Origin of the sequence: Geomicrobium sp. JCM 19037 (genome assembly GCF_000698105.1) — a bacterium.
In the GTDB taxonomy this organism is placed as follows: domain Bacteria; phylum Bacillota; class Bacilli; order Bacillales; family Marinococcaceae; genus Geomicrobium_A.
Genome location: NZ_BAWZ01000009.1, coordinates 76179 through 100491 on the forward strand (window position 1 = coordinate 76179; position 24313 = coordinate 100491).

Sequence of the window (24313 nt, forward strand, 5' to 3'; positions counted from 1 at the left end):
TGTTCTGCTTCATGGAATTGATATGAGAAAATACACGGTTGTGGAACGAAACGATCCAACACTTCGCTCACAGATCATTTCTGAACGTACAGAATGGTTAAAAAAGTTCGAGCACCAACTTCGGCAAAACGGGCAACATGTGCGGGCGACTGATTTGACGTTTAAAGATCCACGTAAAATTATTTCTGCACGGTATGCGCCTTTCATCGTTGTTGCGTTAAAACGGATGCATCGTTCTGCCAAAATTCAAAAGTCACTCAGCGATATTCTCATTGATCGTCCACCATGCGATATGCTGATCGTCCATGCTCAAGGCTCTTAACAGAGGAGCCTTGTTTTACAAAAAAAGTGCGCCAGGATCATCACTCATCCTGACGCACTTTTTGTTATGCTCTTGATACGTATTCACCTTTTCTTGTATCAATTACGAGCTGGTCGCCCTCATTAATAAAGAATGGTACGTTCACTTTAAAGCCTGTTTCAAGAGTAGCTGGCTTGTGACCTCCAGAAGCCGTGTCTCCTTTAATTCCTGGATCGGTTTCAGACACTTCAAGTTCTACTGTGTTCGGAAGCTCCACGCCAAGTGTTTCTGTGCCATACGTAATCATATGCACTTCCATGTTTTCTTTAAGGAAATTCAACTCGTATTTGATTTGGTCAGTCGGAAGCTCCATCTGGTCAAATGACTCCATATTCATAAATGCATGCTCGTTACCATTGGAATATAAATACTGCATTTTGTTTCGTTCGATATGCGCTTTGTTTACTTTTTCTCCGCCGCGAAACGTCTTTTCTTGGATGCTTCCCGTCCGAAGGCTTCTCAGCTTTGAACGTACAAATGCCGCACCTTTTCCAGGTTTTACATGTTGGAACTCAAGAACTGTCCAAATATCGTTATCTACTTCAATTGTTAGCCCTGTGCGAAAATCATTTACTGAAATCACGAATAAGAACCACCTTTATTATAATTATTTACCGATATGACGAAGCGATTTATCCGAGGTTGTCAGTCGCTCATTGCCATCTGCTGTAATGACAATATCATCTTCGATTCTTACACCACCTACACCTGGCAAATATACGCCAGGCTCGACAGTCACAACCATACCCGGTTTGAGTACGACGTTGCCTTTCGGGGATACACCTGGACCTTCGTGCACTTCCATACCCAGCCCATGGCCTAATCCGTGACCAAATTTTCCTTCGTAGCCCTTACTGTAAATATAATCACGACAAATCTGGTCTGCTTCTTTACCCGTCATTCCTGGTTTAATTTGCTCTACCCCAAGAAGCTGGGCTTCCAAAACGGTTTCGTACACTTTTTTCATTTCGTCCGTTGGTTGCCCAACAGCAACCGTTCTCGTTATATCTGAGCAATACCCTTTGTAGTAGGCGCCAAAGTCCATCGTCACAAGTTCGCCCTCTTCGATGACTTTGTCACTTGCCACACCGTGAGGTAAAGCGCCCCGTGAACCAGAAGCGACAATGATATCAAATGAGGAACGATCTGCGCCTAAACGTCTCATTGTAAATTCTAATCGATCTCTTACTTCTGTTTCTTTCATTCCCGGTTTTATGTAGTCGACAATATCATAAAATGTTTGGTCGGCAATTTCTGCTGCTTCTTTCATAATTGAAAGCTCTTTCTCATCTTTGAACATGCGAAGCGATTCCACAAGCCCAGCGACAGGGATGAGCGGTATGCCTGCATCCTTGTACACTTCATATTTTTCAAAAGTCGTATAAGATTTTTCAAAACCAACAGAAGTTATGCTGTGCTCTTCAACTAATGCTTTGAGCTCGTTACTGATTGACCTTTATGCTCAACAATTGTATAGCCTTCGCACTGATTCTTTGCTTGTTCTACGTAGCGAAAATCGGTAATAAAGTACGCTTGATCCGATGTAATTAATATAACACCCGCACTTCCTGTAAACCCTGATAAATACCGACGATTTGCATCACTCTCTACAATGAGTGCATCAATCTTTTCAACTGTAAATTGATTTCGAATTCCTTCTAAACGCTTCATGCCAATTCCTCCTCACCTAAACAATCATCGTTTCTATCTTAGCATAAGTCGTTATGTGCTTGCCATTAAGTTCCTGTATACTTCTCCATCTCATACTCATACGAAATCGAATAACCGATGAATAACCCATAACAGACAAACAACGATAATGTGCTCACAATCGTAATCCCACTCAACTCAGGCACCGAATCTAGCCCGATAAACAAAGGATTACTAATGTAAAAAATAATTACCCAAAGCAAAGCCCCAAACCCTACTCCTGCCCACATACTCGTAATCTTTGCGAACACATACCTGTAAAAAAAACGCCACCCCAATGGACAGAATGGCTAATAGAGAAATTGCAATCCATTGTCCGGTTGCTTCTTCGCTCCAACTTCCAAGCGTCCACGCCTTCCATAACAAATTCGGTCCAACGTCCGTAAAATTAAAAAAGTAAGCCACGTACCAAATGATCCCCCAAAAAAGGCCGCCGACGAAACCTGTAATCAGTACCTTAAAACCTAAAGGCAAATCTTGATTCGCCTTTTTGGATTCGTTTTTCTCATCACTCATGAATATCACCTCCTTCCTATTATGGTTTTTGCGCAGTAAATCATTCTTACCGAACGAAAAAAACGTCTGCTTATGGAGGTTCATGGACACATGATGTAGAATAGTCATGAAGTGCAATCGAACTTTTTGAGAAAGTAAGGTGTCAGCATGAGTGAGGAAACAAAGGAAACCGAACAGGCTCAAAAGCCTGCCTATGGCGGACAAGCGCTAATTGAAGGCGTCATGTTTGCAGGAAAAGAAACGACGGTCAGTGCGATCCGCAGAAAAAACGGGGAAATTGAATACTTCGAGAACCTAAAAAAACCTAAACCCGTGTTACAAAAACTAAAAAAGATTCCTTTTGTACGAGGCAGCATTGCCTTAATTGAAGCTGCAGCGCTCGGCAGTAAACATATGAATTTTGCTTCAGACCGTTACGATGTTCATCCTGATGATGATAAAGACATCGTTCCTGAAGAAGAGCGATCAAAGATTGCGGCAACGATTGGTGTGGCAGCGGTGAGCGTCGTGGCTTTATCATCGGGACCATTATCTTTACGCTCGTCCCTGTATTTCTAGCAGAAACTCTTTCAGGACCGTTTCCTGGACATGTGGCACAAAATTTGCTGGAAGGGATCTTTAAAACCATCATTCTTGTCGGCTATGTGTATTTAATTTCACTCACGCCGCTCATTAAACGTGTGTTCCAATATCACGGGGCGGAACATAAAGTGATTAACGCTTATGAAGCCAACCGCTCATTAACGGTTCAAAACGTGCAAGAATATTCTCGCCTTCACTATCGTTGTGGAAGTAGCTTTATGCTCTTTACAGTCATTATCGGGGTCATGATCTATTTGCTCATTCCTTTTGATAACCTGTTTGAACGAATTGTTCACCGACTATTGCTCATTCCTGTCGTTCTCGGTGTTTCTTACGAAGTGTTGCAAGCTACAAATAAATTACGGAATATCCCTGTGTTAAAATGGTTAGGCTTACCTGGTCTTTGGTTACAATTATTAACGACAAAACAACCAAAAGACGATCAAGTCGAAGTGTCGATCCGTTCGTTTGAAAAGATGCTAGAACGCGAGGATGAAATTCACAAAGAGAAGATAGACGAACGTCTTGTGTAATGAATGGGAGGCAATGCGTTGAGAACAATTTTTCGAAATCCATTTGTTTTAGGGATCGTACTTCTAGCGATTGTAGGTCTAGTGAGCCAATTGTTCACAAACCCTAGCGGTCTCATGCTCACATTTCTTCTGATGGCTCTGTTTGCCTTTTTGTTTTATTTTATTTTTACTCGCTTTGTTTCCAAAAGAACTCGAGTTGATCCTCAGTATAAACGGGCGCTCAAACAAGATCGAGAGCGGCGTAAATCAACAGCAGTAAAAAATAAAGATCAAGTGAGTGTAAAGAAAAAACGGAACGCTAACAATTTAAAAGTCATCCAAGGAAACAAAAAAAATGCGCGACGATAGACGTCACGCAACCTGTTACCTGCTCCATGTTTTCAAAAAATCCATTGTCGTATGAAACCCAAGTTCAATCAGTTCTGCACGATCAGCATCGGATAACGAGAAACTTGTCGTTTTCACCTTTTCTACAGGAATAAAAACGACATTATCGCCATGACCAGCGTCAACAAAACGTGAGTCATGGCTTTTTTGCATCGTCTCAAAGATGGAACCATACAATTCCAATGCGTTGTTAATGTGTTTGTACTCTCCTTCGTGTGGCTCTGGATTCAATTGAAAGCCGAGCAATGGCCGTTTTGATCGATGCCTCCGGAATAGCCACATCGGGAAGTTACTCAAGATCCCCCCATCAACAATTAACGACGACGATCCATTTTTATCAAATAACTTCACAGGTTGAAAGAAAAATGGCAAGCTACAGCTCATACGCACGGCTCTTGCTACAGGGAAAGAGTCCGGGATTAACCCGTAGTTTGAGAGGTCATCTGGGAGCACGAGCATTCGCTTTCTCGTAATATCTGCTGCCACCAACCGAAGTGAGTGATCAGGAAGATCCGCAAACGTCCGTACCCCTTTTGCCTCTAGCTTTTCGCTTAACCACTCCTCAAGTTTGTTTCCTTTATATAAACCTAATCCCCAATAGACGCTACCCACTTTAGGAGATGAGGAAATGTTCTTGCCCAAGCTGTTGGATCTAAAAACATGTCTAATTCAATGTCTTCGAACATTTTTTTATCTCTTTGCTTGTATATCCTGAAGCAATAAGACTACCCATAATTGCACCCGCACTTGTTCCAGCAATGCGAGAGAATTGGAAGTTTTTCTTTTCCATTGCTTCCAGTGTACCAATAAATGCGAAGGCTTTTGCTCCGCCGCCGGCAAAAACTCCGTCGATCAGCATCGGTCACACCTTCCTCTCCACATCTCTACACTATGCAAAAAATGCTCGGATTGCGTGTTGTCCTTTGGAAAAGGCAGGAGAAAAATCCATCACGATACTAGGCAGAGGAGATCATTTACGGGCACGCTAATTTGAAGGAGGAATGATTGATGGAATTGTATAAAGCGGGAGAGACATTATATGTGATTCACCGTAATCCCCACACACAAGATGTCGCGAACATTCGAGAAGCAACGGTCGTAAACGACCCAGACGCAAAAAGCGCCCAATCCATCTTTCTGATGGATGAGTTTTATCCACTCACAGAAGAGCTGGCGGTGTTCAATAGCTACGAGGAAGCCGAAGAGGCTTACGCCTATTACTTTGAAACAGATCCTGAACCCTACTAGAGGTGACAAACAATGAAAGCATTTATGCCTGAGCGCATTTATATAGAGCCACGCGCCTACGAATATCCACTAGGTAAGAAATTGTATGATTATTTTTCTGAACGTGGTGTAGAAATTAACGAAACAACTTCACACAACCAAGTTCGCAACTTACCCGGAGACAATGACTTCCAAAAATATCGGAATGCAAAATCGACACTCGTCGTCGGCGTGCGGAAAACATTAAAGTTTGACACGTCAAAGCCATCGGCAGAATATGCATTGCCACTCGCAACGGGATGTATGGGTCATTGCCATTATTGTTACTTGCAGACGACGATGGGTTCCAAACCGTATATTCGCACGTATGTAAATACCGATGAAATCTTGGCTAGAGCTGATGAGTATATGAACGAGCATGCTCCGAAGATCACTCGCTTCGAAGCGTCGTGTACGTCTGATATCGTCGGTATCGACCATCTCACTCATTCACTAAAAAGCACCATCGAACATATGGCTAAAACTGACCATGGTGTATTGCGCTTCGTTACGAAATTTGAACATGTTGATCACCTCTTAGATGCTGACCATCGTGGAAAAACCCGCTTTCGCTTTAGTGTGAATGCAAATTTCGTCATTAAATATTTCGAACCTGGCACGTCTTCATTAGATAAACGGATTGAGCTGCCGCTAAAGTTCAAGAAGCGGGCTATCCCCTTGGATTTATCGTCGCTCCAATCTATATTCATGATGGGTGGCAAGAAGGCTATGAACAACTCTTTAAAACACTTTATGAAAAGTTGCCGGAAGGTGGGCGCGACGACATTTCTTTTGAATTTATTCAACACCGATTTACGCAACCTGCGAAACGAGTTATCGAAAAAAACTATCCGATGACAAAGCTCGAGCTTGATGAATCGAAAAGACGACGAAAATGGGGTCGCTACGGCATACACAAATACGTTTATGAAAAATCACAAGAAGAGGAAATGAAAACGTTCCTCTATCGTCTCACCGACCGTTACTTTCCTGAAGCAAAAATCGAATATTTCACGTAAAGAATGCAGTGACACCTTCTGCATACAGATGTGCGAAAGGCAATATTCATGCCTTTCGCATTATTTTCGTGAAGTCGTTCGCCAATTATTGCCCACAAACAATAAATTCTTTCTTAATCTATGGAGTTTTTCTCCATTTCCTTGAAGATTCGTTTTACAACAGCACATTTGCCGTATAATATAGAAGTAGATCATTACCTGCAACGACCGCTCACTTCATGAGCGAAGGAGGACCCCTTTGTTTAATAAGACCATTGTCAGACGGATTTTAATCGGGATTGCCCTTATTGTTGGTGGACTGTTCGTCTACTTTAACTTTTCAGCGCTAATGCCGCTATTATTGGCATTACTCACAGCGATGATATTCGAACCGTTTGTTCGGTTCTTTAAAAAGCAATTAAAAACAGAGAAAAGACTTTTGCCTGTGACGATTGTTTTTTTACTTTTTGTCGCAATTAGTTCCATCGTTCTTTACCTTTCGATTACAAGACTCATGAAAAGTATTGTCGAATGGTCACAAGAACTTCCGCAGTACGCCATTCAGCTGCAACGTCTGGCGAACGATTTAATTATTCAATTTAACCAATTGCTAAGAGATTTGCCACAAGGATATCAAATTGCTCGGGAACTCGAGCGCTTATCAGAGGATGCGATTGACTTTGCCCTAAGCATAACAACGAACCTTGTTGGCTTACTCGGCTCATTTTTATCATCGGTACCGAATATGCTTTTTGTTGGTCTCATATACTTAATTACGTTGTTCTTATTTAGTCTTGATCTACCAAGACTTTTAGGTAACTTCTTTAACTTCTTCAAAAAAGAGACCTCTAACAAATTGCGCTACGTATTCCACCGCATGGGTAAAGTTTTCCTCGGTTGGTGGAAAGCCCAGTTCATTCTAAGTCTAGGTGTGTTCATCCTCACTTACATCAGCTTGCTTTACATTTCACCGGGGCCAGCTTTTATCATGAGTGTGGTCATCTGGGTTGTAGACATCATTCCTCTGTACGTAGGCCCAGCCCTCGTCCTCGCGCCTTGGGGGATCCTAGCGATGATTCTCGGAGACGTGACGATGGGTATTCAGTTAAACATTCTGGCGCTTGTTCTACTAATCATTCGACGAATTCTCGAACCAAAAGTACTCGGTGACTCGATCGGAATGAACGCATTACCAACCGTTTTATCCATGTATTTTGGTTTTGTATTCTTCGGAGTCATGGGTCTCATTCTTGGACCTTTCGTTTATATGCCATTCTTTCTGCAAAAGAAGCCGGGCTGTTTGAATTAAACTTAAAAGATGATGAGGAAAAACCTGAGAAAAAAGATGACCCACCGATGAAAGAGACGTAACGAAACAAAGATGAGGCAGATTGACGATCCTATGCTTCATTTACACGAATTTAGGCAAACGTTTAAACCGTGTTCTCATAAATAATGAGAACACGGTTTTTTAGTAGTGATTGGGTACATGTATCAACACAACGGTGGCCAAAACAGGGCACCGTTTTCTAGTCTCAGCAAAGAACAAAAAACCCAAAAGTACGATTCGCATCGTGACCTTTTGGGCGGGGTACTTATTCACAGATTAAAAATTGTGGCGAAGAACACTCCTTCTGTTGGGTGTTCTCGTCTTTTAAGATTCTGTTTTGTTTTGGTTTTGAAGTTCGGCTATTCGCTTTGGATCTTCCTTAAAGTACTGCACCAAATCGCCAATGCGATCAATCGCATCCCAACTCAAGTGATGTTCAATTCCTTCTACGTCCGTGTAGATATATGACTCGTCAACACCGATGAGGTGTAAGAAATCTTCGAGTAATTCATGCCGATATACGAGGCGTTTCCCGATTTTATTACCTTTTGCTGTAAGGATGAGGCCCCGATATTTCTCATAAATAACATAACCACTTTTGTCTAGCTTTTGGACCATTTTTGTCACTGAGGACGGGTGCACTTCTAGTGTATCCGCAATATCGGATACACGAGCATACCCTTTTTCTTCAATGAGTTGATAGATACGCTCTAAATAATCTTCCATACTGGCTGTAGCCATGTAAGCTCCCCCATTCAAATCACGTTGCGGGCATTATGTACAGTCTTGTTTCGCTATTGTCATTGCCGTGTGTATTACCTTTATATTGTACATAATTGCTCCGCTACAAACAACGGTTTATTCATAATCACCCGTCTTCTCCAACTTGTAGTACAATACAAGTTAGATTTGTCATGTTGCTAACAATTGAGTGACAAGTCCTTTTTAAATCGCTGACAAAGCGTGTTATGATTACTGTATAACCGTTCATTTTAATCTAAGGATGTGGCAACCAATGGCAGAGAAGGTTTTAATGGGAAAAGAAATCATTGCACGCAATGAGGCCATGTTTTCATTTGATGACAGAAGTATGTATTTTGGCGATGGGATTTATGAAGTCGTCCGCATTTACGGTGGACACCCGTACCAAATGGAAATGCACATGCAGCGACTACAAAGAAGTGCTGAAGAAATGGATATTCCGTTTAGTACTGAAGATAAGCAAACGTTAAGCGCTTCTTTAAATGAGCTGAAAAATGAAAATCATCTACAAGAAGGCATTTTATACGTGCAAGTTTCTAGAGGCGCAGCAGAACGTAACCACCTGTATGAGCGTCACGAAGAGCCCGTCGTATTCGCTTTTACTAAAGAAATGCCAAGACCGTTAGACCAGCTCGAATCAGGAATTGCTGTGTATCTTACTGAAGATGAGCGTTGGCTCCGCTGTGACATTAAATCTGTTAATTTGCTTGGCAACGTACTGGCAAAGAGAAAAGCCGCTGACCACGACTGCCAAGAGGCTGTGTTACACCGTGGAAATGAAGTGACCGAAGGATCTTCTTCAAATCTTTTTATTGTAAAAGATAATGAAATACAAACTCATCCTGCAACGAACTTGATCTTAAATGGCATTACTCGGCAAGTCGTCTTGGAATATGCAGAACAGCTCGGTAAATCCGTGCGCTATGATCCAATTGATATTGAAGATCTTGCCGGCGCGGATGAAGCGTTCATTACGAGTACCACGAATGAAGTGACACCCATTACTGAATTTCGAGGAACGAAACATGTGCAACTTAAAGTCGGGGAAATTACGAAACAATTGCAAGAGCGATTTGAAGAAGATGTTAAAAAGACCGAGAGCGGGACGTAAAATGTGTGGGCAGCGTCTAAGCTGCCCACACATTCCATTACCTTCGGTAAAGCCATTCCGTTGAACGATACCGTTCATTGGCTAATTTCTGCACTTCTTCTTCTTCTTTGTGAGTGAGTGTCTGAGGCTTTAGCTCAATGTCTAAACCTGTTTCAAACCCGTTGGAGAATGCCGAGCGAATGTGGTCAATTGTAAATTGTTGGTCTGTTAAATCGTTGATTCCGACCGCCTTCGCTCGAAATGCTTGTTGCATCTTCTCACGTATACGAGCATTTTTAAAAATGAATAGATCAAATAATTGCTCTTCATTAAATGTGAGCGCAATGGCACCGTGTTGGAGAATAACTCCTTTTTGTCTCGTTTGGGCACTTCCTGCAATTTTACGCCTTCTACGACAAGTTCATACCATGATGAAGCGTCGAAACAAACCGAAGAGCGAGGGTTTTTTAACGCTTCTGTTTGTTCTTTTGATTCTGGAATGGAAAAACCTGCATTCAAACCGAGATCACGGAATCCATGAAGCAAACCTTCTGAAATGACTCGATATGCTTCGGTTACTGTCGCTGGCATCCGTGGATGCTCTTCAGAAACAATTACGCTATATGTAAGCTCTTGATCATGCAAGACACCACGGCCGCCTGTAGGGCGCCTAACAAGCCCTAACTCGTGACGATGAACAGCGTCGACATCGATCTCTTGATTGATCTTTTGAAAATAGCCAATGGATAGCGTCGCTGGATTCCATTCGTAAAATCGAATCACAGGCGGTATGCGACCTTCACTATGCCATAGTAAAAGGCATTCATCTAATGCCATATTATAATACGGATCTCTAGCACCTGAATCAATGAGCCACCAAGTTTCTTTTTTCATTTTTTCATCTACTCTCCTCATTGTCACTAGTGTAGCAACGAAGAGATATTTTGTACATCCGCTGTTTTTATTCTTTGCGTAACCGTGCATTCACACTTATAATAGATAAGGATGCATAAAAGCTTTCTTACCAGCTTTTAGTAGTAAAGGGGAATTGTAAACGTATGGAAATTATGAGTATCATTAGCTACATTCTATGGGGTCTAATCATTGGTACCATTGCGGTATGGCTATTCCGTAGACTCTCAACACCTAAATATCTTGATTCACTTTCACAACGTCAATTTATCGAAGGTTACCGTAAATCTCAACTGATTGATGTGCGGGAGCAACGTGAATACGACGGTGGTCACATTTTAGGCGCACGTAATATTCCACTCTCCCAACTCAAACAACGCCTTTCTGAGTTTCGAAAAGACCAAGACATTTATTTGTATGATCACTCAGGAGCGAGAAGTAGACAAGCTGCACGATTAATTAAGAAAAAAGTCGGTACCGACCGTTTATTCTACTTAAAAGGCGGATTTCGTAAATGGACGGGGAAAGTGAAGAAGAAATAAGCAAATGCCCTTTCTCAGCATAAGAAAGGGCATTTGCAGGAATGATATGTGCGTGTTACCATTTCCTTCACGCAAACTAAGGGAAAGGATGAAGCCGATGATTCCAATCATTGACAGAATTAATGAACTAGCCAAGAAATCAAAAGAAGTAGGCTTGACTGAAGATGAGAGAACGGAACAATCAAACTTCGTCAAGAATATTTAAGCTACATCCGAGGGCAAGTGAAGGACACGATGTCAAATGTAACCGTTGTCGATGAAAACGGGGACGACGTTACACCAAAACGCCTCAAAGACGATCAAGAACAAAGAAGATCCCATTAACCAATACGGATGAGAGAAAACAGCGGATGTCCCTAAAGGAACTTTAGGCATATCCGCTGTTTTCTTAATGAGTATAGGAAAAAGCGGTCAAGGATTCGTTCCTATCCTTGACGCTTTTTTAGCAGTTCTTTCCTTATTGCTCTTTTTCAAAACGAAGTACAGGTTTTCTAGCTGCTTGCGTTTCATCTAGTCTTGAGATGACTGTTTCATGAGGAGCTTCTAATACTTGATCTGGATTTTCTTCTGCTTCCTTACTAATCGCAATAAGCGCGTCAGCAAAGGCATCTAGCGTCTCTTTTGTTTCTGTTTCTGTTGGCTCGATCATCATGCATTCTTCTACATTTAATGGGAAATACATCGTTGGTGGATGATATCCATAGTCAAGCAATCGCTTCGCGATATCGAGAGCACGAACGCCCATTTTCTTTTGGCGCTTCCCTGAGACGACAAATTCATGCTTACAATATTGCGGGTATGGCACATCGTAATGAGGTTCTAATCGCTTCATCAAGTAATTGGCATTGAGAACAGCGTCTTCAGATACTTGACGTAAGCCTTCAGGTCCCATCGTTCTGATATACGAGTACGCACGCACATTGATGCCAAAATTGCCATAGAACGGCTTCACGCGACCGATTGCTTTCGGACGGTCATAATCCCACGTGTACTGATCTTCTTTTTTAATGAGCAATGGTTTCGGCATGAACGGCAATAGTTCCTTTTTCACACCGACTGGGCCACTGCCAGGTCCCCCACCCCCGTGCGGACCGGTGAATGTTTTGTGTAAGTTAAGATGAACAACATCAAAGCCCATATCTCCTGGCCGTGCTTTATCAAGAATGGCATTAGAATTCGCGCCGTCGTAATACAATTTTCCACCTGCACGATGGATAACGTCGGCCATCTCAACGATATCTTCTTCAAATAACCCTAATGTGTTTGGATTCGTTAGCATGAGGGCGGCTGTATCTTCACCCGTCACTTCACGCAAATGCTCAAGGTCAACGAGACCACGTTCGTCGGTCTTCACTGTCACCGAGTCAAATCCTGCTACACTCGCCGATGCAGGATTCGTTCCGTGCGCAGAATCAGGAACAATGACTTTCGTTCGCTTAAAATCTCCGTTCGCTTCGTGGAAAGCACGGATCATCATAAGCCCAGTCCATTCTCCTTGCGCACCTGCCGCTGATTGCAACGTTACTTCATCCATGCCTGTCATTTCAGCGAGAGACTCTTGCAAATCGAACATGAGCTCTAATGCCCCTTGCACTTGATTCTCTGGCTGATACGGGTGAATGTGCGCAAATCCTTCTAGCCTAGCAATCACTTCGTTAATCTTCGGATTGTACTTCATCGTACAAGATCCTAACGGGTAAAACCCAGAATCCACGCCGAAATTACGATTAGACAATGCGGTATAATGCCTCACGAGTTGCAGCTCCGAAACCTCTGGTAAATCTGCGTCATCTCGCCGAACAAACTTTGAGTCGAGAAGATCTTCAACAGCTACCTCTGGCACATCATTTTCTGGTAAGGAATCCCCTTTACGTCCAGGTCGGCTCAGCTCAAAAATTAACGCTTGCTCTTTACGCTTCATTTGATCTCCTCCAATGCACTTACGAATTGATCAATTTCCTTTTTCGTACGTAATTCCGTCACACAGACGAGCATGTGTGTTTCGGCCTCCCCTGCAAACCTTCCGAGGTCAAGGCCACCAATTAATCCGTGTTCCAAAAGTTGCTCGTTCACTTGACGGACGTCCTTTCCTACATCAATGACAAATTCATTGTAATGAGGCCGTCGTTTACAATCGTTATCCCTGCATTTTGAAGTGCGGTTTTTGCGTAGTTTGCTTTTTGTAGGTTTTGCAAAGCAACTTTCTTCAACCCAACTTTTCCTAAAGCTGTCATCGCTACCGATGAAGCTAGCGCATTTAAGGCTTGGTTGGAACAAATATTTGACGTCGCTTTGTCTCTACGGATGTGCTGCTCGCGTGCTTGTAACGTTAGCACAAACCCTCTTTGGCCATCTTCATCAACAGTCTGCCCGACGAGTCGACCAGGCACTTTTCTCATTAACGCTTTTTTCGTCGCAAAATAGCCACAGTGAGGCCCACCGTATTGACTTGGGATGCCAAATGGTTGCGTATCGCCGACAACAATGTCTGCACCGAAATGACCTGGAGGTGTTAAGACGCCTAACGCAAGCGGGTTGCTTTTCACGATCATCATCGCTCCTGCCTCTTCGCTTACTTTACGAATCTCTTCAAGATCTTCAATCCCCCCATAAAAGTTCGGATACTGGACGATAACCGCCGCTACATCTTCACCGATGGACTGTGTTAACGCATCGATATCTGTACAGCCATTTTTACTACCAATACGCTCAAGTTCAAGCCCTGGTCCATTTACGTATGTTTGCACGACATCGATGGCTTCAGGATGTACCGTACTCGAAACGAGAAGCTTTTTTCGTTTCATTTTTTTGTGACTAGCCGCCATTACCCCTGCTTCTGCAAGAGCAGTATGGCCGTCATACATTGAAGAATTCGCAAGATCCATACCCGTAACCTCTGCGATCATCGTTTGAAATTCAAAGATAGCCTGCAGTTCACCTTGGGAAATCTCTGGTTGGTAAGGCGTGTACGCAGTATAAAACTCTGAACGAGAAATGACCGCATCTACAGTTGCTGGGATGTGATGATCATATACTCCTGCTCCTAAAAACGAAGGCAATGATTTGATCGAAGTGTTCTGATTGCTTAAGGATTGAAAATAATTAACAAGCTCTGCCTCAGGAAGTGCTGGCTGAATACGCATCGGATTTTTTGGTCGAACCGACTCTGGAATATCGGCAAATAAATCTTGGACAGACTTCGCCCCTACAAGTTCTAACATTTCTTTACGATCTTGCTCTGTCATTGGCAAAAAGCGGTGTTGTGACATGAATTTCCCCTCCATCTTTATCGCTTATAAAAAGGTGTTGCAACGACGTTTCCTTCAACCATACGTTTCCGAACCCCAACGACGACAGCTGTTCCAATCTCGCTATACACTCGATCGACGAGCATTAAGCCGATGTTTTTGCCAAGTGTCGGCGACTGAGTCCCTGACGTGACGACACCAATTTCAACGCCATCCGTGTTGTATACTGGATAATCGGTTCTTGGAATTCCTTTTCCCGTTAATTCGACACCAACGAGTAATCGTTTTGGTCCTGTTTCTTTTTCTTTTTGTAAAAGTGATTGTCCGATAAATGGCGCTTCTTTGTTTACTTTTACTGCAAATCCTAGCTTCGCTTCTAACGGGCTAATTGAATCTGTTAACTCTTGACCGTAAAGTGGCAATCGTGCTTCTAGACGCAATGTATCACGAGCACCTAAACCACATGGGCGTAATCCTTCAATGTCAGTGTCTAAAATCTCGTTCCAAAGACTTTCGACCACCGAGTTTTTTACATAGAGCTCAAAGCCATCCTCTCCGGTATACCCACTTCGCGAACGATGACCGGCTCTTCTTGAAAATCTCGTTCTGTCGCTTCAAAAAAGCGCAATGTTTTCACAGCTTCGCCGAATATTCGCTCTGCAATTTGCTCTGCATCTGGTCCTTGCAATGCAAGTAAGGAATAGTCGTCCGACACATCTGTGATGACCGTTTTATCGTTGGCATGTTTTTGAATCCATTGAATATCTTTGTCTCGGTTGGCTGCATTCGGCACAACAAAATACCGCTCCACACCAAGGCGATAAACGAGTAAATCATCAATTGTACCACCGTTTTCGTTGCACATGACTGAATATTGCGCTTTGCCAACGGCTAGTTTGGAAACATCGTTGGTCATTACCGTTTGCAACGTCTCTAATGCCCCTTTTCCTTCAACAAACGCTTCTCCCATATGAGATACATCAAAAAGGCCTGCATGCTCTCGAACAGCACGGTGCTCTTCCTTAATTGAAGAGTATTGGACAGGCATCTCCCATCCTCCAAAAGGCACCATTTTTGCTCCAGCATTCACGTGTGTTTCATACAATGTGGTTCGTTTGTCAGCCATACGTTTATTCCCCCTATACTCATTTCCTGGATACTCACATAGAAAAAGACAGAACTCTCCAACATCCGTTGAAAAGCTCTGTCCATATACCAGAAAGTTTCCTCTTGCCCCCAAAAAAGGTGCAAGGCTGTCTTCGTGGGTGGCTCAAATTTGAGCGCTCTCCAGAGTTGCGTCAAACAGAAGTACTTTTGCCTGAGAGATTCACACTAGGCTTGCTCCTTCGGCGCCGCTTCATCGGAATAGACTCCGACTACGGACTCTCCCTCTGTTCTCATCCGCGTATTTGGTTTTGAATAGATTGGTGATCGTTTGACACATACTAAAGAAACATGTGGCACGGTCTAACTTACTTCAAGTTTAGCACTAAGCTTTTCAACTGCCAATGATTTTTGTCGGAAATAGAGGAGAGAACATGTACATCGACATCGATTTTTCTATTGAGTGGGAAGAACAATTCCAACAACGTCTCGACCAAGATGGTCCTTTTGCATCGTGGGAAATGTTCAACCTTGCGTATGAAGCAGAAGAGTATCAAGCCGTTCCTTCATTTGATGGGCTTGTTGCTCCGACATACTTACCCCAATTACAACCGTATGATCATCAATTGGAAACCGCACGAAAAGTGGTGGAAGAATTGAACGGCAAAGCCATTCTCGCAGATGAAGTTGGACTTGGTAAAACGATCGAAGCAGGATTGGTTCTTAAAGAATATATGATTCGTGGTCTTGTTAAGAAAGTGTTAATTCTAGCACCTGCATCCTTAGTAAATCAGTGGGCAAGTGAACTGAATGAAAAATTCTATATTCCTGCAGTTCCACAGAAAAAGACATACGTATGGGAGCAAGCAGACGTCGTCGTCGCATCAATGGATACAGCCAAACGAGAGCCACACCGAGATATTGTATTGAATCAACCGTATGACCTCATTATTATTGATGAGGCTCATAAACTCAAAAACTCAAAAACGAAAAGCTATGCGTTTATCAAACAATTAAAGAAGCGTTTTTGCTTACTCTTGACAGCGACTCCTGTTCAAAATCGCATTGAAGAGCTCTTTCATCTCGTTTCGATATTAAAACCAGTCATCTCGGTGACGAAAAAACATTTAAAGCAAAATATAAACGAAATCGTGGTGAAGATGCACACGAAGACATTCAGTCTCTCGTTCGTAGTGTAATGGTTCGAAATCGAAGAGCAGACACGAACATTGCCTGGAAGAAGCGAAATGTCGAAAACTATAAAGTGCTGTTTTCAGATGAAGAACGGGCGCTGTACGAGGAAGTAGACAATCTGCGTTCGAGTTTTAAAGAACTTCACGGATTCTCACTCACTACATTGCTAAGGGAAACGTGCTCTAGTAAACAAGCCTTAGGTGTGACGCTTTCAAATATGATGAAAAAAGGGTTATTAAACGAAGAAGTTGTCGCCCCGATCGTGGAGCGAATGCAGCAGGTAACGAGCAATGCCAAAGCTGAACACGTATTGCGGCAACTAAAACAGAGTGGTGAGAAAACAATTATATTTACGGAATACCGAGCCACACAAGCCTACCTCCAACACTTTCTTCAACAACATGGCATTAAATCCGTTCCATTTCGCGGTGGATTCAAACGGAGCAAGAAAGATTGGATGCGGCAACTATTCCGAGACTATGCGCAAGTATTGATCGCAACCGAAGCTGGAGGCGAAGGCTTAAACCTGCAGTTTTGTCATCACATGATTAACTTTGATTTGCCATGGAATCCGATGCGTGTAGAACAACGTATCGGTAGAATACATCGACTTGGCCAGGAGCAAGACGTGCATGTGACCAACTATGCTGTAGAGCAAACGGTTGAAGATCGAATTCTTTCCCTTCTCTATGAGAAAATATCGATGTTTGAAGGGGTTATCGGGCAACTCGATGACATCCTTGAACGTGTGAATGAAACGAAGCTCGAGTCATACGTGCACGAAGCACTTCAGTTTGACGATACCGAGCAAGCCCGAGAACGACTTTCCCACCTCACTTCCATAATGCAACGAGAGGAGCGAAACGAAGATGGACCAGCACAAAGTTCATAATTACATGTACCGATACCTTGAAGCGTGTGGCGGCACATTTCTTCATACCGATTATACGAACATCGAAATACAATTAAATCGTGATTTAGATGAAGAACTTATGAATCGCCCGTTTTACTGGCACTATTTAGAGAAAACGGGAAGAACGCCTGAACCGATGAAAATGCGCCTTACGACAGATATGAATAGTACATCCGGCTATGAGAAGGTTCATTTTGGATCGCCACGACTCCATCAAATCTTTCAATCCGCGGGAAAAAAAGGAGCGCACACGCGGCTGTATGAACAAACAAATCAAGGCACAAATACGCCCCTCTATCCGTGGTTAGTTGAACGTTCGTATTTCCTATACGTGCCACCGTCGACGAGATGACCTTCGTTCTTTTGGAGTGCAACTAATTAGCGGAGAGACCGTCGACGGGTTTATGGATACACTCCGAGAAAAAAAAACTTGTAAATTCAATACCTGAGCTATCGTTTAAAATGGCTGGACTCGTCCAGCCAACAAGTGCAGTAAGAAGGATCAAACAGTATTTACTCGGTGACATTTCAAACCGAAAGCATGAGTGGGCAGATGAAGCAACAAAACGGATGAATGAGGACTTAATTCTTTTAGACCGTTTTTATGAGGAAGAAGAAGTTCGTGAAGACTATGACCTGGAAAAAAAGGCGATTAAAGAACAGTATCAACCTGCCATCGAATTAAGCTTTATTAACGGAGGCATTTTCTACTTGCAAAATGATACCCAAAAAAATAAACCGGAAGACAATGTCTTCCGGTTTATTTTAGGCTTCTGGTGCGCCTGAAATCAGGGTCATCACACCGAAGAATCCAAATACGAGGATGCTAGCAAAAGAAAAACCTACACCCATAAAGTTCCGACGTTTCAACTCTCTAAAAAAAGCAATTACAGATAAAATTGCTACAGCCAAAGTAATCGCAGCCATTGCCATAATTGTTCTCTCCTTATTAGGAATTTTATTTGAGTTTCTTAAAACTGCACGCATTTGCGTCGTTGTGACCTTCTTTTCAAACCGGATCATCCTGTGTACAATGGACGAGAAAGAATGGAAAGGAGTTATTACTTCATGAAATGGTCACAAGTCCCTTTAGGACCGATTCAAACGAATGCTTATGTGCTTCAAAGTAACAACCAAGAAGCGATTATATTTGATCCCGGCGGTGATGGGGAAGCGTTTGAAAAAGCCATTCGCGACGCCTCTTTAAAGCCTCTAGCCATCTTGTTAACTCATGCCCACTTTGATCACATCGGAGCGGTTGACCACATCCGTGATGCGTTCTCTGTTCCGGTGTATGTGCACCAAAACGAAGCAGAATGGCTAATGGATGACGAGCTCAATCGTTCTCGCAATTTCTTAGGCGGCAATGGATTCACCGTTAAACCCGCAGATCAAATCATTAAAGAAGAGGGTCAACTAAACATTGGTGACTTCTCGTTTCAAATACTTGAAACGCCGGGCCACTCTCCAGGAAGTGTTTCGTATTATCATTCTTCATCCGAAACCGTATTCTCTGGCGATGTCTTGTTTCAAAGTGGAATCGGCCGCACCGATTTACCTGGTGGCGATGAAGGAACCTCATGACGACCATTCACCAAAAGTTAATCACTCTTCCAGAGTCTACACATGTGGCTCCTGGACACGGACCTGCTACGACCATTGGAGAAGAAATGGATCAAAACCCATTCCTCAACGGACTGTAAGACAGGTGAAAAAGGCGGAACTCCACCGCCTTTTTATGTATACCTTAGTGACCGAATGCAGGCTCCATAATGAAAATTGTATACACTGAAAACACAACCATAAATAAAGTAAGGTACGCGCCGAAAATGTATACATAATTACGCTCTGACAAGTTCATAAACCCTAGACCTACAAAAGCTGCCGTTTGCGCAAAGAATATAAGTGCCATTTCATACATGTGTCCAACAAAGAACAAGACAGCAAAAATACCAGTCCAGAATCCCATGACTCTAAACATGCGGCCCATTTCATTGTTCATTTTGTTCCCTCCTTAGCTGCAGAACTCAAAAGATTGTCCTTCTCGATACTCCCATTATATATGAAATGAATTCTGCTTGTAAATCACTTTCCCCTTTTTCCTGCTAAGATCAAACGTGCACCTGGTTTTTTCTTTGCACGACGGTAGCTAATCTTCATTGCTGTGGGAATTAGCCCAAACATTGTAAACATTCTTAGCTTTCGTTTCTTCCTCGCCTGTCTGCGTTCTCGGTATGTGGTTTCCGAAGAAAAGAAGTTTTCCATACCACGTAAAAAAGTTTCAACCAAATATTTTAAATAAGGATTCGGGTTCATCGTTATCATCTCCTCTTCTATATCGTTGCCAAAAATCGATGATATTATGCTCATACACGACAAAGGACAGCGACGTTAATCGCTATCCTTCTTCCCTTCTTTACGCTCTGAAATTGTCGGCTCATCTTCCTCTTCTGGAGGGAATTCGGTCTTCACATGAAACCGATGTTGAAGAATAATGTCCTCACCCGTCTCAGCAAAGAAATTGACCGCTTGATAGCCTTCACCGTATGTTCCTGTCATCGTGTACCGGAATCTTCCTCCAGTAACCTCCCACTCATCAGCCATCGTAGTTTGTCCGCTTTCATAAAGCTGCCACCATCTCTTCTCACCTGCTTTTAATATTAACGTTGCTTGATGAGATGATTGATACGCTGCAAACATCTTCACTTCGGTAACAAGCAGCAACGCTTGTGCACCCACATAAGACGAGCACAAGAACCCAATAATAAGAACAAGTGGCATCATTGCACCCTTTTGACCGATATGAATTCTCCTTCCAAGACGTTTGATCTTTCCAGCACTTGTTCATGCTCTCGGTTGTGATTCGTAATCGTCACCCGAACGTCTCCATCGTTAAAGGCTTCCACGAAAAACCGATCGATGTTCGTTAACAAAATTGTGTGACCTCTCCCATCGACTTGCTGGACAAGGTTACCGTTTCTCATGCGGATCATTCGCTCTGTTCCATCGGTGTCCACCATCGTGAGTAAGTGGCGGTTGTGAACGATGTACTCTTTCGTATGCATCGCCTCTCTTTGCAATTGTTGAAACCATACAAACATCTCATGCTGGTGATGCAACCGCTCCATACCGAGCGGTTGCACAGCCTTCATGGCTAGCGGAATGACAGCAAGTACAGAGAATAAAATTATCATCGCCACCATCGTTTCAAGCAATGTAAATGCTCGATCATTTAAGGCTTTTGCATGCATACCTCCCTCTCCTTCCCAGATGAATCATTCCACGTTACACACCCATTTGAGGCGCTTCCTTTACGCACATATTGCACGCCATTTTTTTCTACAATGTCCTTTTGCTCTTCATAAAGAAGAAGGTGGAGAGCATCATAAGAACGGGATACAGCTTCTCGTTCTTCGTGTAATTGCGTAGCAACCGGAATCGTTCCAGCTGTGATAATGACCAACACTAAAAGGGCGGACACAACTTCAATGAGTGTAAATCCTTTATCTTCGAACATAATAAAACCTCCCCGAACCAATTAAAAAGGTAAATTGAAATCGCGCATGATCTGCATACACTTCAAAGCTCCCCGAATAGCTCAAGTTGCCATTGCGATTGAAGATAATTTGGTCCGGACGGATGGTCGAGCCGCTAAATACAACGTACTCCGGCACTTCAACCTGCTTTACAATTTCGTTAGCTACCAATATGCGATACCGGTGGTTATCAGGCTGAATGTACAATCTCGCTGAGCGGTTACGCGTCAACGCCAATTGCTGTGTATAATGTAGGTCTTCCACTAAGCGGTCAACAAATGTCGTAATTTCTTGTTGTTTCGTCACAGATTGAAAATGCAAAAGCGGCAACAGCAAAAAGATCGAAACAATGAGTAGTACTAATGACATCTCCATCAATGAGAACCCTTGATCCCGCTTAATTCGAACCGATCTCCAAATCTTTTAATGAGATCGTATCGCCATTCGGACACGTAATGCGATCGACTAACCCTTCCGATTGCAAGTCTTTTAAGTCTGTGAGTGGTTTCCCGAATTGAACTTCATAACTCCCTGCTTGCGCTCTTAACAAATCAATCGTTGCTTCACAACTTTTGGACTGCGCGACCTCACTGTTTTTCACCATATTTGGAATGGCGATGAGTAGTAACACTGAAATAATGAGCAAGACGATCATCATTTCTATCAATGTAAATCCTCCCTGTTTTTTCCAAAATTGTTTCATGACCGCACTTCCTCCTTCTTTTTATATAAAATTGTGACAATTTTTTCGGTATCATCATGCTGCTGATATTCTAGTTTCTCAATGTATTTCTGAAGACGTTCAAGTTCGTATTGAACGTGCAACAGTCGTTTTTCTAATCGTTCAATCTGTTCATTCTTTTCCAAGGGATCATCTCCTTTTATCCGTCGATGGACGTGATGAGTTGAAAAATCGGAATGAAAATGGACATGAATAACAACAACATTGCCATCCCAATGACGAGAAACATAATCGGTTGAATTGAAAATACGAGCTGTTTTGTCCGTTCATTCATTTCTTCAAATAGCATTTCACTATAATGGACGAGGTCATCCGCTAACTGACCCGCATCTTGGCCGTGACGAACGATGGCAGGGAACTCTTTCGTATATATGCCCCCGTCTAAAAACGCTTCATCAAGTGAAGTTCCACTATCAAGCAACTGTTCAAGCGTTTGCCTTCCTCTGAGAACAGTGAGCGTTTTTCGTGAGAAATGAACACACGTAACACGTCATGAGCGACAAGTCCACCTCGTAAAAGGTGGCCAAACTGTAAGCTAATTGAATAAGTGACGTAAATGCGAAGCAACGTACTTACAAACGGAACACGGGAAAAATAGTGCAATTTCTCAATGGCGGTTTTGGATTTGAACCAAAGCTGATACGCAACAAATCCAAGCAAAAAGATAAACACGAACATCAATAAAATGTATGGGATGGACTGAAATAGCGCGAAGGTAAACGTCGTAATGAGGGGATAATCAATATTCATTGTGCTGAACAAGCTTTCAAATTGAGGAAAGACGAAAAACGTCATAACGAAAAACAACAGCATAATGACCCATAATAGAAGGATGGGATAACGCAGCACCGAACGAATTTTTGTTTTTACTTGTTCTCGTTCATGCAACATTCTTCCTGCAAAATAAAATCCGTTTGCAATCATGCCGTATCGTTCTGAGAAATGCAAATAAGCTTCAATATCACTTGGAACTTGTAATGCCTTAATGGCTTCTTGCCACGCTTTCCTTCTTCCAAGCTCAATAGCCATTCATCGGTTCGAGCTTTGGCGATGTCGCCTCCATTATAACTTAGCAGTTTTGCTCCGTGGTTCAGCGTATACCCACGACGCAGCAAACGACCCAGGTTCAAGAAGAATTTCGCTTTTTTGGCTTGGGGCCACTTTCGTTTCATCTGTTCACCCTCCTACTGAGCAAGGGTTTGATGACGCCGTTAACGCTTCACCTGCAAAGTGATGTAATTCCTCTCTTAATTCGTCACCAGTTAAGAACTGATAATCAGCTTTTCGTTGATGCACAAACACATCTCTTTTCGTATCCGTATAAACGAGACGTTGAGCAATGACCGCTACGAGGCTTTCCGCTAGATAATTAGGTGGCACACCAAACTCCAGCAATCGAACGAGAGCACACTTGTATGCCTAGTATGAAGTGAGGTGAGCACAAGATGACCCGTCATTGCGGCACGCACCGCAATTTGTGCAGTTTTTTCATCTCGGATTTCTCCGACCATCAAAACATCTGGGTCATGACGCAGTGCCGCTTTAAGTGCTTCGCTATAATCCAACCCTGCTTGCTCGTTTACTTGAAGTTGAGTATACGTATCATGAGGCTTCTCAATTGGGTCTTCCACTGAAATGATATGGCGGGAGTCAATCGCAACGAGGTGTTGGAGCATTGCATAAAGCGAAGTCGTCTTACCTGAACCCGTCGGTCCAGTAAAAATAACGAGGCCATCTGGCAACCGACAAAGGTTTTGAAGCTGTTGGACTGGTTCGGTAGTTGTTGGAAGTTGAGATAGGTGAATGTCTGTGCTGAGGGGGAGAAGTCTAGCAGCCATCCGTTCTCCATTGCGGAGCGGGACCGTTGATAAACGTATAGACAAGCTGCCATCGCTAAGGTGAAAGGTAATCGCCCCGTTTTGGGGAAGCTGCGCTCGCCAATATCCATTCCAGAATGGAACTTCAAGTGGGCGACAATTCGTTCTGCTGTCTGTTTCTTCATTCTTTGATGCTCTCGCATCATCCCTTCAATTCGAAACGACACAATCGTCTCTTTTTCGAGTGGATGAAAATGAACATCGGTGGCATAAGCTTGTTTTGCCTTTTCAAACAAACTTACGCATTGCTCTGTCGTGGACACATTCAATGGTTCACCACCTTCAATTATACTATACGACTCTCTCAACTACGAAGATTCGACACGTTTTGTTCTTTTCCTTCTTAAAAGTTGAAAAAATTTTTAAATCATTCATGTGCAACATGAACAAGTGTAAACATGTAGCTGCTCAAGTGAGGCGATGAATCCTTCTAGTAGATTTTAATCTATATAAGTTGAACGAAAGAAATTCACTGAATCGGATGACCGAGATGGGTCTTTGCGGGTGAGTGCTTGCATATTATCTGTTGAAATTCATCTCGTTGCACTTCGACAACATCGTTGCCGATCGTTGTTCGTCACTGCAAGAGTTGAGGCAACACGAAAAACGTTTGCCGAACGGTAAAATGTCGTGACCGAGGCTCAGCACCTGGCACAAGCATGTGATAGCCGGTCATGTATGTGACAATCCAGCCCTCAAACCGGACACTT

At 42.9% G+C, this 24313-nt stretch carries 24 protein-coding genes, 12 pseudogenes and 1 riboswitch; of the genes and pseudogenes, 13 read left to right on the top strand and 23 right to left on the bottom strand.

Features of this window, described 5'->3' with window-relative positions:
* Positions 1 to 22: 22 nt before the first annotated feature.
* A complete protein-coding gene (locus JCM19037_RS07225) occupies positions 23 to 322 on the top strand; it encodes a hypothetical protein (protein ID WP_042399425.1) in 300 nt (99 codons plus the stop codon).
* Positions 323 to 386: 64 nt separating this feature from the next.
* Here JCM19037_RS07225 and efp read toward each other — a convergent pair whose 3' ends face one another.
* The 4 genes and pseudogenes from efp to JCM19037_RS24990 form a co-directional block, all read right to left on the bottom strand.
* Positions 387 to 944, bottom strand: a complete 558-nt coding sequence (gene efp / locus JCM19037_RS07230; protein WP_042399427.1) for an elongation factor P — start codon at positions 942 to 944, stop codon at positions 387 to 389.
* Between the two features lie 24 nt (positions 945 to 968).
* A pseudogene (locus JCM19037_RS07235) lies at positions 969 to 2032 on the bottom strand (M24 family metallopeptidase).
* Between the two features lie 65 nt (positions 2033 to 2097).
* Positions 2098 to 2274, bottom strand: a complete 177-nt coding sequence (locus JCM19037_RS26925) for a YqhR family membrane protein (RefSeq protein WP_373900529.1) — start codon at positions 2272 to 2274, stop codon at positions 2098 to 2100.
* Positions 2246 to 2587 carry a YqhR family membrane protein gene (locus JCM19037_RS24990; RefSeq protein ID WP_052363648.1) on the bottom strand — a complete coding sequence of 114 codons (342 nt, stop codon included), beginning with the start codon at positions 2585 to 2587 and terminating at the stop codon, positions 2246 to 2248. Before JCM19037_RS24990 ends, JCM19037_RS26925 begins: the two co-directional genes overlap by 29 nt.
* A gap of 147 nt (positions 2588 to 2734) precedes the next feature.
* On the opposite strand from JCM19037_RS24990, the pseudogene JCM19037_RS07245 reads away from it, so the two are divergent.
* Positions 2735 to 3702: pseudogene (locus tag JCM19037_RS07245) on the top strand (DUF1385 domain-containing protein).
* An 18-nt stretch (positions 3703 to 3720) separates the two neighbouring features.
* A complete protein-coding gene (locus JCM19037_RS07250; protein WP_152548981.1) occupies positions 3721 to 4050 on the top strand; it encodes an SA1362 family protein in 330 nt (109 codons plus the stop codon).
* Positions 4051 to 4065: 15 nt separating this feature from the next.
* Here the strand turns inward: JCM19037_RS07250 and JCM19037_RS07255 are convergent.
* Positions 4066 to 4948, bottom strand: a pseudogene (locus JCM19037_RS07255) (patatin-like phospholipase family protein).
* 149 nt (positions 4949 to 5097) lie between these two features.
* Between JCM19037_RS07255 and JCM19037_RS07260 the strand changes: the two are divergent.
* The 3 genes and pseudogenes from JCM19037_RS07260 to ytvI all read left to right on the top strand — a co-directional run bounded on the left by JCM19037_RS07260 (position 5098) and on the right by ytvI (position 7662).
* Complete coding sequence (locus tag JCM19037_RS07260; protein ID WP_042399434.1) at positions 5098 to 5337, top strand: transcriptional regulator SplA domain-containing protein; 240 nt, start codon at positions 5098 to 5100, stop codon at positions 5335 to 5337.
* Positions 5338 to 5349: 12 nt separating this feature from the next.
* Positions 5350 to 6374, top strand: a pseudogene (gene splB / locus JCM19037_RS07265) (spore photoproduct lyase).
* A gap of 238 nt (positions 6375 to 6612) precedes the next feature.
* A complete protein-coding gene (ytvI, locus tag JCM19037_RS07270; RefSeq protein WP_238544593.1) occupies positions 6613 to 7662 on the top strand; it encodes a sporulation integral membrane protein YtvI in 1050 nt (349 codons plus the stop codon).
* A 345-nt stretch (positions 7663 to 8007) separates the two neighbouring features.
* Here the strand turns inward: ytvI and mntR are convergent, their stop codons facing one another.
* Positions 8008 to 8424 (bottom strand): transcriptional regulator MntR, encoded by a 417-nt coding sequence (gene mntR, locus JCM19037_RS07275; protein ID WP_042399436.1) that lies wholly within the window; start codon positions 8422 to 8424, stop codon positions 8008 to 8010.
* 274 nt (positions 8425 to 8698) lie between these two features.
* Between mntR and dat the strand changes: the two genes are divergently transcribed.
* Complete coding sequence (dat, locus tag JCM19037_RS07280; RefSeq protein WP_042399438.1) at positions 8699 to 9556, top strand: D-amino-acid transaminase; 858 nt, start codon at positions 8699 to 8701, stop codon at positions 9554 to 9556.
* Between the two features lie 37 nt (positions 9557 to 9593).
* On the opposite strand, the pseudogene JCM19037_RS07285 reads toward dat, so the two are convergent.
* A pseudogene (locus tag JCM19037_RS07285) lies at positions 9594 to 10429 on the bottom strand (biotin/lipoate A/B protein ligase family protein).
* A gap of 173 nt (positions 10430 to 10602) precedes the next feature.
* On the opposite strand from JCM19037_RS07285, the gene JCM19037_RS07290 reads away from it, so the two are divergent.
* Positions 10603 to 10989 (top strand): rhodanese-like domain-containing protein, encoded by a 387-nt coding sequence (locus JCM19037_RS07290; RefSeq protein WP_042399556.1) that lies wholly within the window; start codon positions 10603 to 10605, stop codon positions 10987 to 10989.
* 97 nt (positions 10990 to 11086) lie between these two features.
* Positions 11087 to 11313 (top strand): annotated as a pseudogene (locus JCM19037_RS07295) (DUF896 domain-containing protein).
* A gap of 133 nt (positions 11314 to 11446) precedes the next feature.
* Here JCM19037_RS07295 and gcvPB read toward each other — a convergent pair.
* The 3 genes and pseudogenes from gcvPB to gcvT form a co-directional block, all read right to left on the bottom strand.
* Complete coding sequence (gene gcvPB / locus JCM19037_RS07300; protein WP_042399440.1) at positions 11447 to 12910, bottom strand: aminomethyl-transferring glycine dehydrogenase subunit GcvPB; 1464 nt, start codon at positions 12908 to 12910, stop codon at positions 11447 to 11449.
* Positions 12907 to 14258: pseudogene (gene gcvPA, locus JCM19037_RS07305) on the bottom strand (aminomethyl-transferring glycine dehydrogenase subunit GcvPA). Before gcvPA ends, gcvPB begins: the two are co-directional and overlap by 4 nt.
* Positions 14259 to 14275: 17 nt before the next feature.
* Positions 14276 to 15363: pseudogene (gcvT, locus tag JCM19037_RS07310) on the bottom strand (glycine cleavage system aminomethyltransferase GcvT).
* 170 nt (positions 15364 to 15533) lie between these two features.
* A riboswitch (glycine riboswitch) is annotated at positions 15534 to 15638 on the bottom strand.
* Positions 15639 to 15775: 137 nt separating this feature from the next.
* Here gcvT and JCM19037_RS07315 point away from each other — a divergent pair.
* The 3 genes and pseudogenes from JCM19037_RS07315 to JCM19037_RS28345 all read left to right on the top strand — a co-directional run bounded on the left by JCM19037_RS07315 (position 15776) and on the right by JCM19037_RS28345 (position 18234).
* Positions 15776 to 17427 (top strand): annotated as a pseudogene (locus JCM19037_RS07315) (DEAD/DEAH box helicase).
* Between the two features lie 4 nt (positions 17428 to 17431).
* A pseudogene (locus JCM19037_RS28340) lies at positions 17432 to 17897 on the top strand (YqhG family protein).
* A gap of 13 nt (positions 17898 to 17910) precedes the next feature.
* Positions 17911 to 18234, top strand: coding sequence for a YqhG family protein (locus tag JCM19037_RS28345; RefSeq protein ID WP_052363650.1), 324 nt, complete (start codon positions 17911 to 17913; stop codon positions 18232 to 18234).
* Here the strand turns inward: JCM19037_RS28345 and JCM19037_RS24115 are convergent.
* Positions 18214 to 18381, bottom strand: a complete 168-nt coding sequence (locus tag JCM19037_RS24115; RefSeq protein ID WP_081829129.1) for a DUF2759 domain-containing protein — start codon at positions 18379 to 18381, stop codon at positions 18214 to 18216. The two genes, JCM19037_RS28345 and JCM19037_RS24115, sit on opposite strands and share 21 nt — an antisense overlap.
* Before the next feature lie 135 nt (positions 18382 to 18516).
* Between JCM19037_RS24115 and JCM19037_RS07325 the strand changes: the two are divergent.
* A pseudogene (locus tag JCM19037_RS07325) lies at positions 18517 to 19151 on the top strand (MBL fold metallo-hydrolase).
* Positions 19152 to 19195: 44 nt separating this feature from the next.
* Here the strand turns inward: JCM19037_RS07325 and JCM19037_RS07330 are convergent.
* The 12 genes and pseudogenes from JCM19037_RS07330 to JCM19037_RS26930 all read right to left on the bottom strand — a co-directional run bounded on the left by JCM19037_RS07330 (position 19196) and on the right by JCM19037_RS26930 (position 23866).
* The gene (locus JCM19037_RS07330) at positions 19196 to 19438 is read right to left on the bottom strand and encodes a DUF2626 domain-containing protein (protein WP_042399557.1); all 243 of its coding nucleotides are present in this window, start codon (positions 19436 to 19438) and stop codon (positions 19196 to 19198) included.
* Positions 19439 to 19533: 95 nt separating this feature from the next.
* Complete coding sequence (locus JCM19037_RS07335; protein ID WP_042399442.1) at positions 19534 to 19764, bottom strand: hypothetical protein; 231 nt, start codon at positions 19762 to 19764, stop codon at positions 19534 to 19536.
* A gap of 75 nt (positions 19765 to 19839) precedes the next feature.
* Positions 19840 to 20232 (bottom strand): hypothetical protein, encoded by a 393-nt coding sequence (locus JCM19037_RS07340; protein ID WP_042399445.1) that lies wholly within the window; start codon positions 20230 to 20232, stop codon positions 19840 to 19842.
* Positions 20229 to 20699: a competence type IV pilus minor pilin ComGF gene (locus tag JCM19037_RS07345; RefSeq protein ID WP_042399447.1), complete on the bottom strand. Its 471-nt coding sequence runs from the start codon at positions 20697 to 20699 to the stop codon at positions 20229 to 20231. Before JCM19037_RS07345 ends, JCM19037_RS07340 begins: the two co-directional genes overlap by 4 nt.
* Entirely contained in the window at positions 20681 to 20965 is a 285-nt protein-coding gene (locus JCM19037_RS07350) for a type II secretion system protein (RefSeq protein ID WP_042399450.1), read from the bottom strand. Before JCM19037_RS07350 ends, JCM19037_RS07345 begins: the two co-directional genes overlap by 19 nt.
* A complete protein-coding gene (comGD, locus tag JCM19037_RS07355) occupies positions 20952 to 21404 on the bottom strand; it encodes a competence type IV pilus minor pilin ComGD (RefSeq protein ID WP_373900543.1) in 453 nt (150 codons plus the stop codon). The genes JCM19037_RS07350 and comGD overlap by 14 nt, the downstream gene beginning before the upstream one ends.
* On the bottom strand, positions 21382 to 21687 hold the full coding sequence (gene comGC, locus JCM19037_RS07360) for a competence type IV pilus major pilin ComGC (RefSeq protein ID WP_042399455.1): 306 nt from the start codon (positions 21685 to 21687) through the stop codon (positions 21382 to 21384). Before comGC ends, comGD begins: the two co-directional genes overlap by 23 nt.
* A complete protein-coding gene (locus JCM19037_RS25640; RefSeq protein ID WP_193744692.1) occupies positions 21684 to 21851 on the bottom strand; it encodes a hypothetical protein in 168 nt (55 codons plus the stop codon). The genes comGC and JCM19037_RS25640 overlap by 4 nt, the downstream gene beginning before the upstream one ends.
* 14 nt (positions 21852 to 21865) lie before the next feature.
* Positions 21866 to 22147, bottom strand: a complete 282-nt coding sequence (locus JCM19037_RS07365; RefSeq protein WP_042399458.1) for a type II secretion system F family protein — start codon at positions 22145 to 22147, stop codon at positions 21866 to 21868.
* Entirely contained in the window at positions 22108 to 22755 is a 648-nt protein-coding gene (locus tag JCM19037_RS07370) for a hypothetical protein (protein ID WP_042399461.1), read from the bottom strand. Before JCM19037_RS07370 ends, JCM19037_RS07365 begins: the two co-directional genes overlap by 40 nt.
* A 147-nt stretch (positions 22756 to 22902) precedes the next feature.
* Complete coding sequence (locus tag JCM19037_RS22320) at positions 22903 to 23106, bottom strand: hypothetical protein (RefSeq protein WP_052363651.1); 204 nt, start codon at positions 23104 to 23106, stop codon at positions 22903 to 22905.
* Positions 23088 to 23866, bottom strand: a pseudogene (locus tag JCM19037_RS26930) (ATPase, T2SS/T4P/T4SS family). Before JCM19037_RS26930 ends, JCM19037_RS22320 begins: the two are co-directional and overlap by 19 nt.
* Positions 23867 to 24313 lie beyond the last annotated feature (447 nt).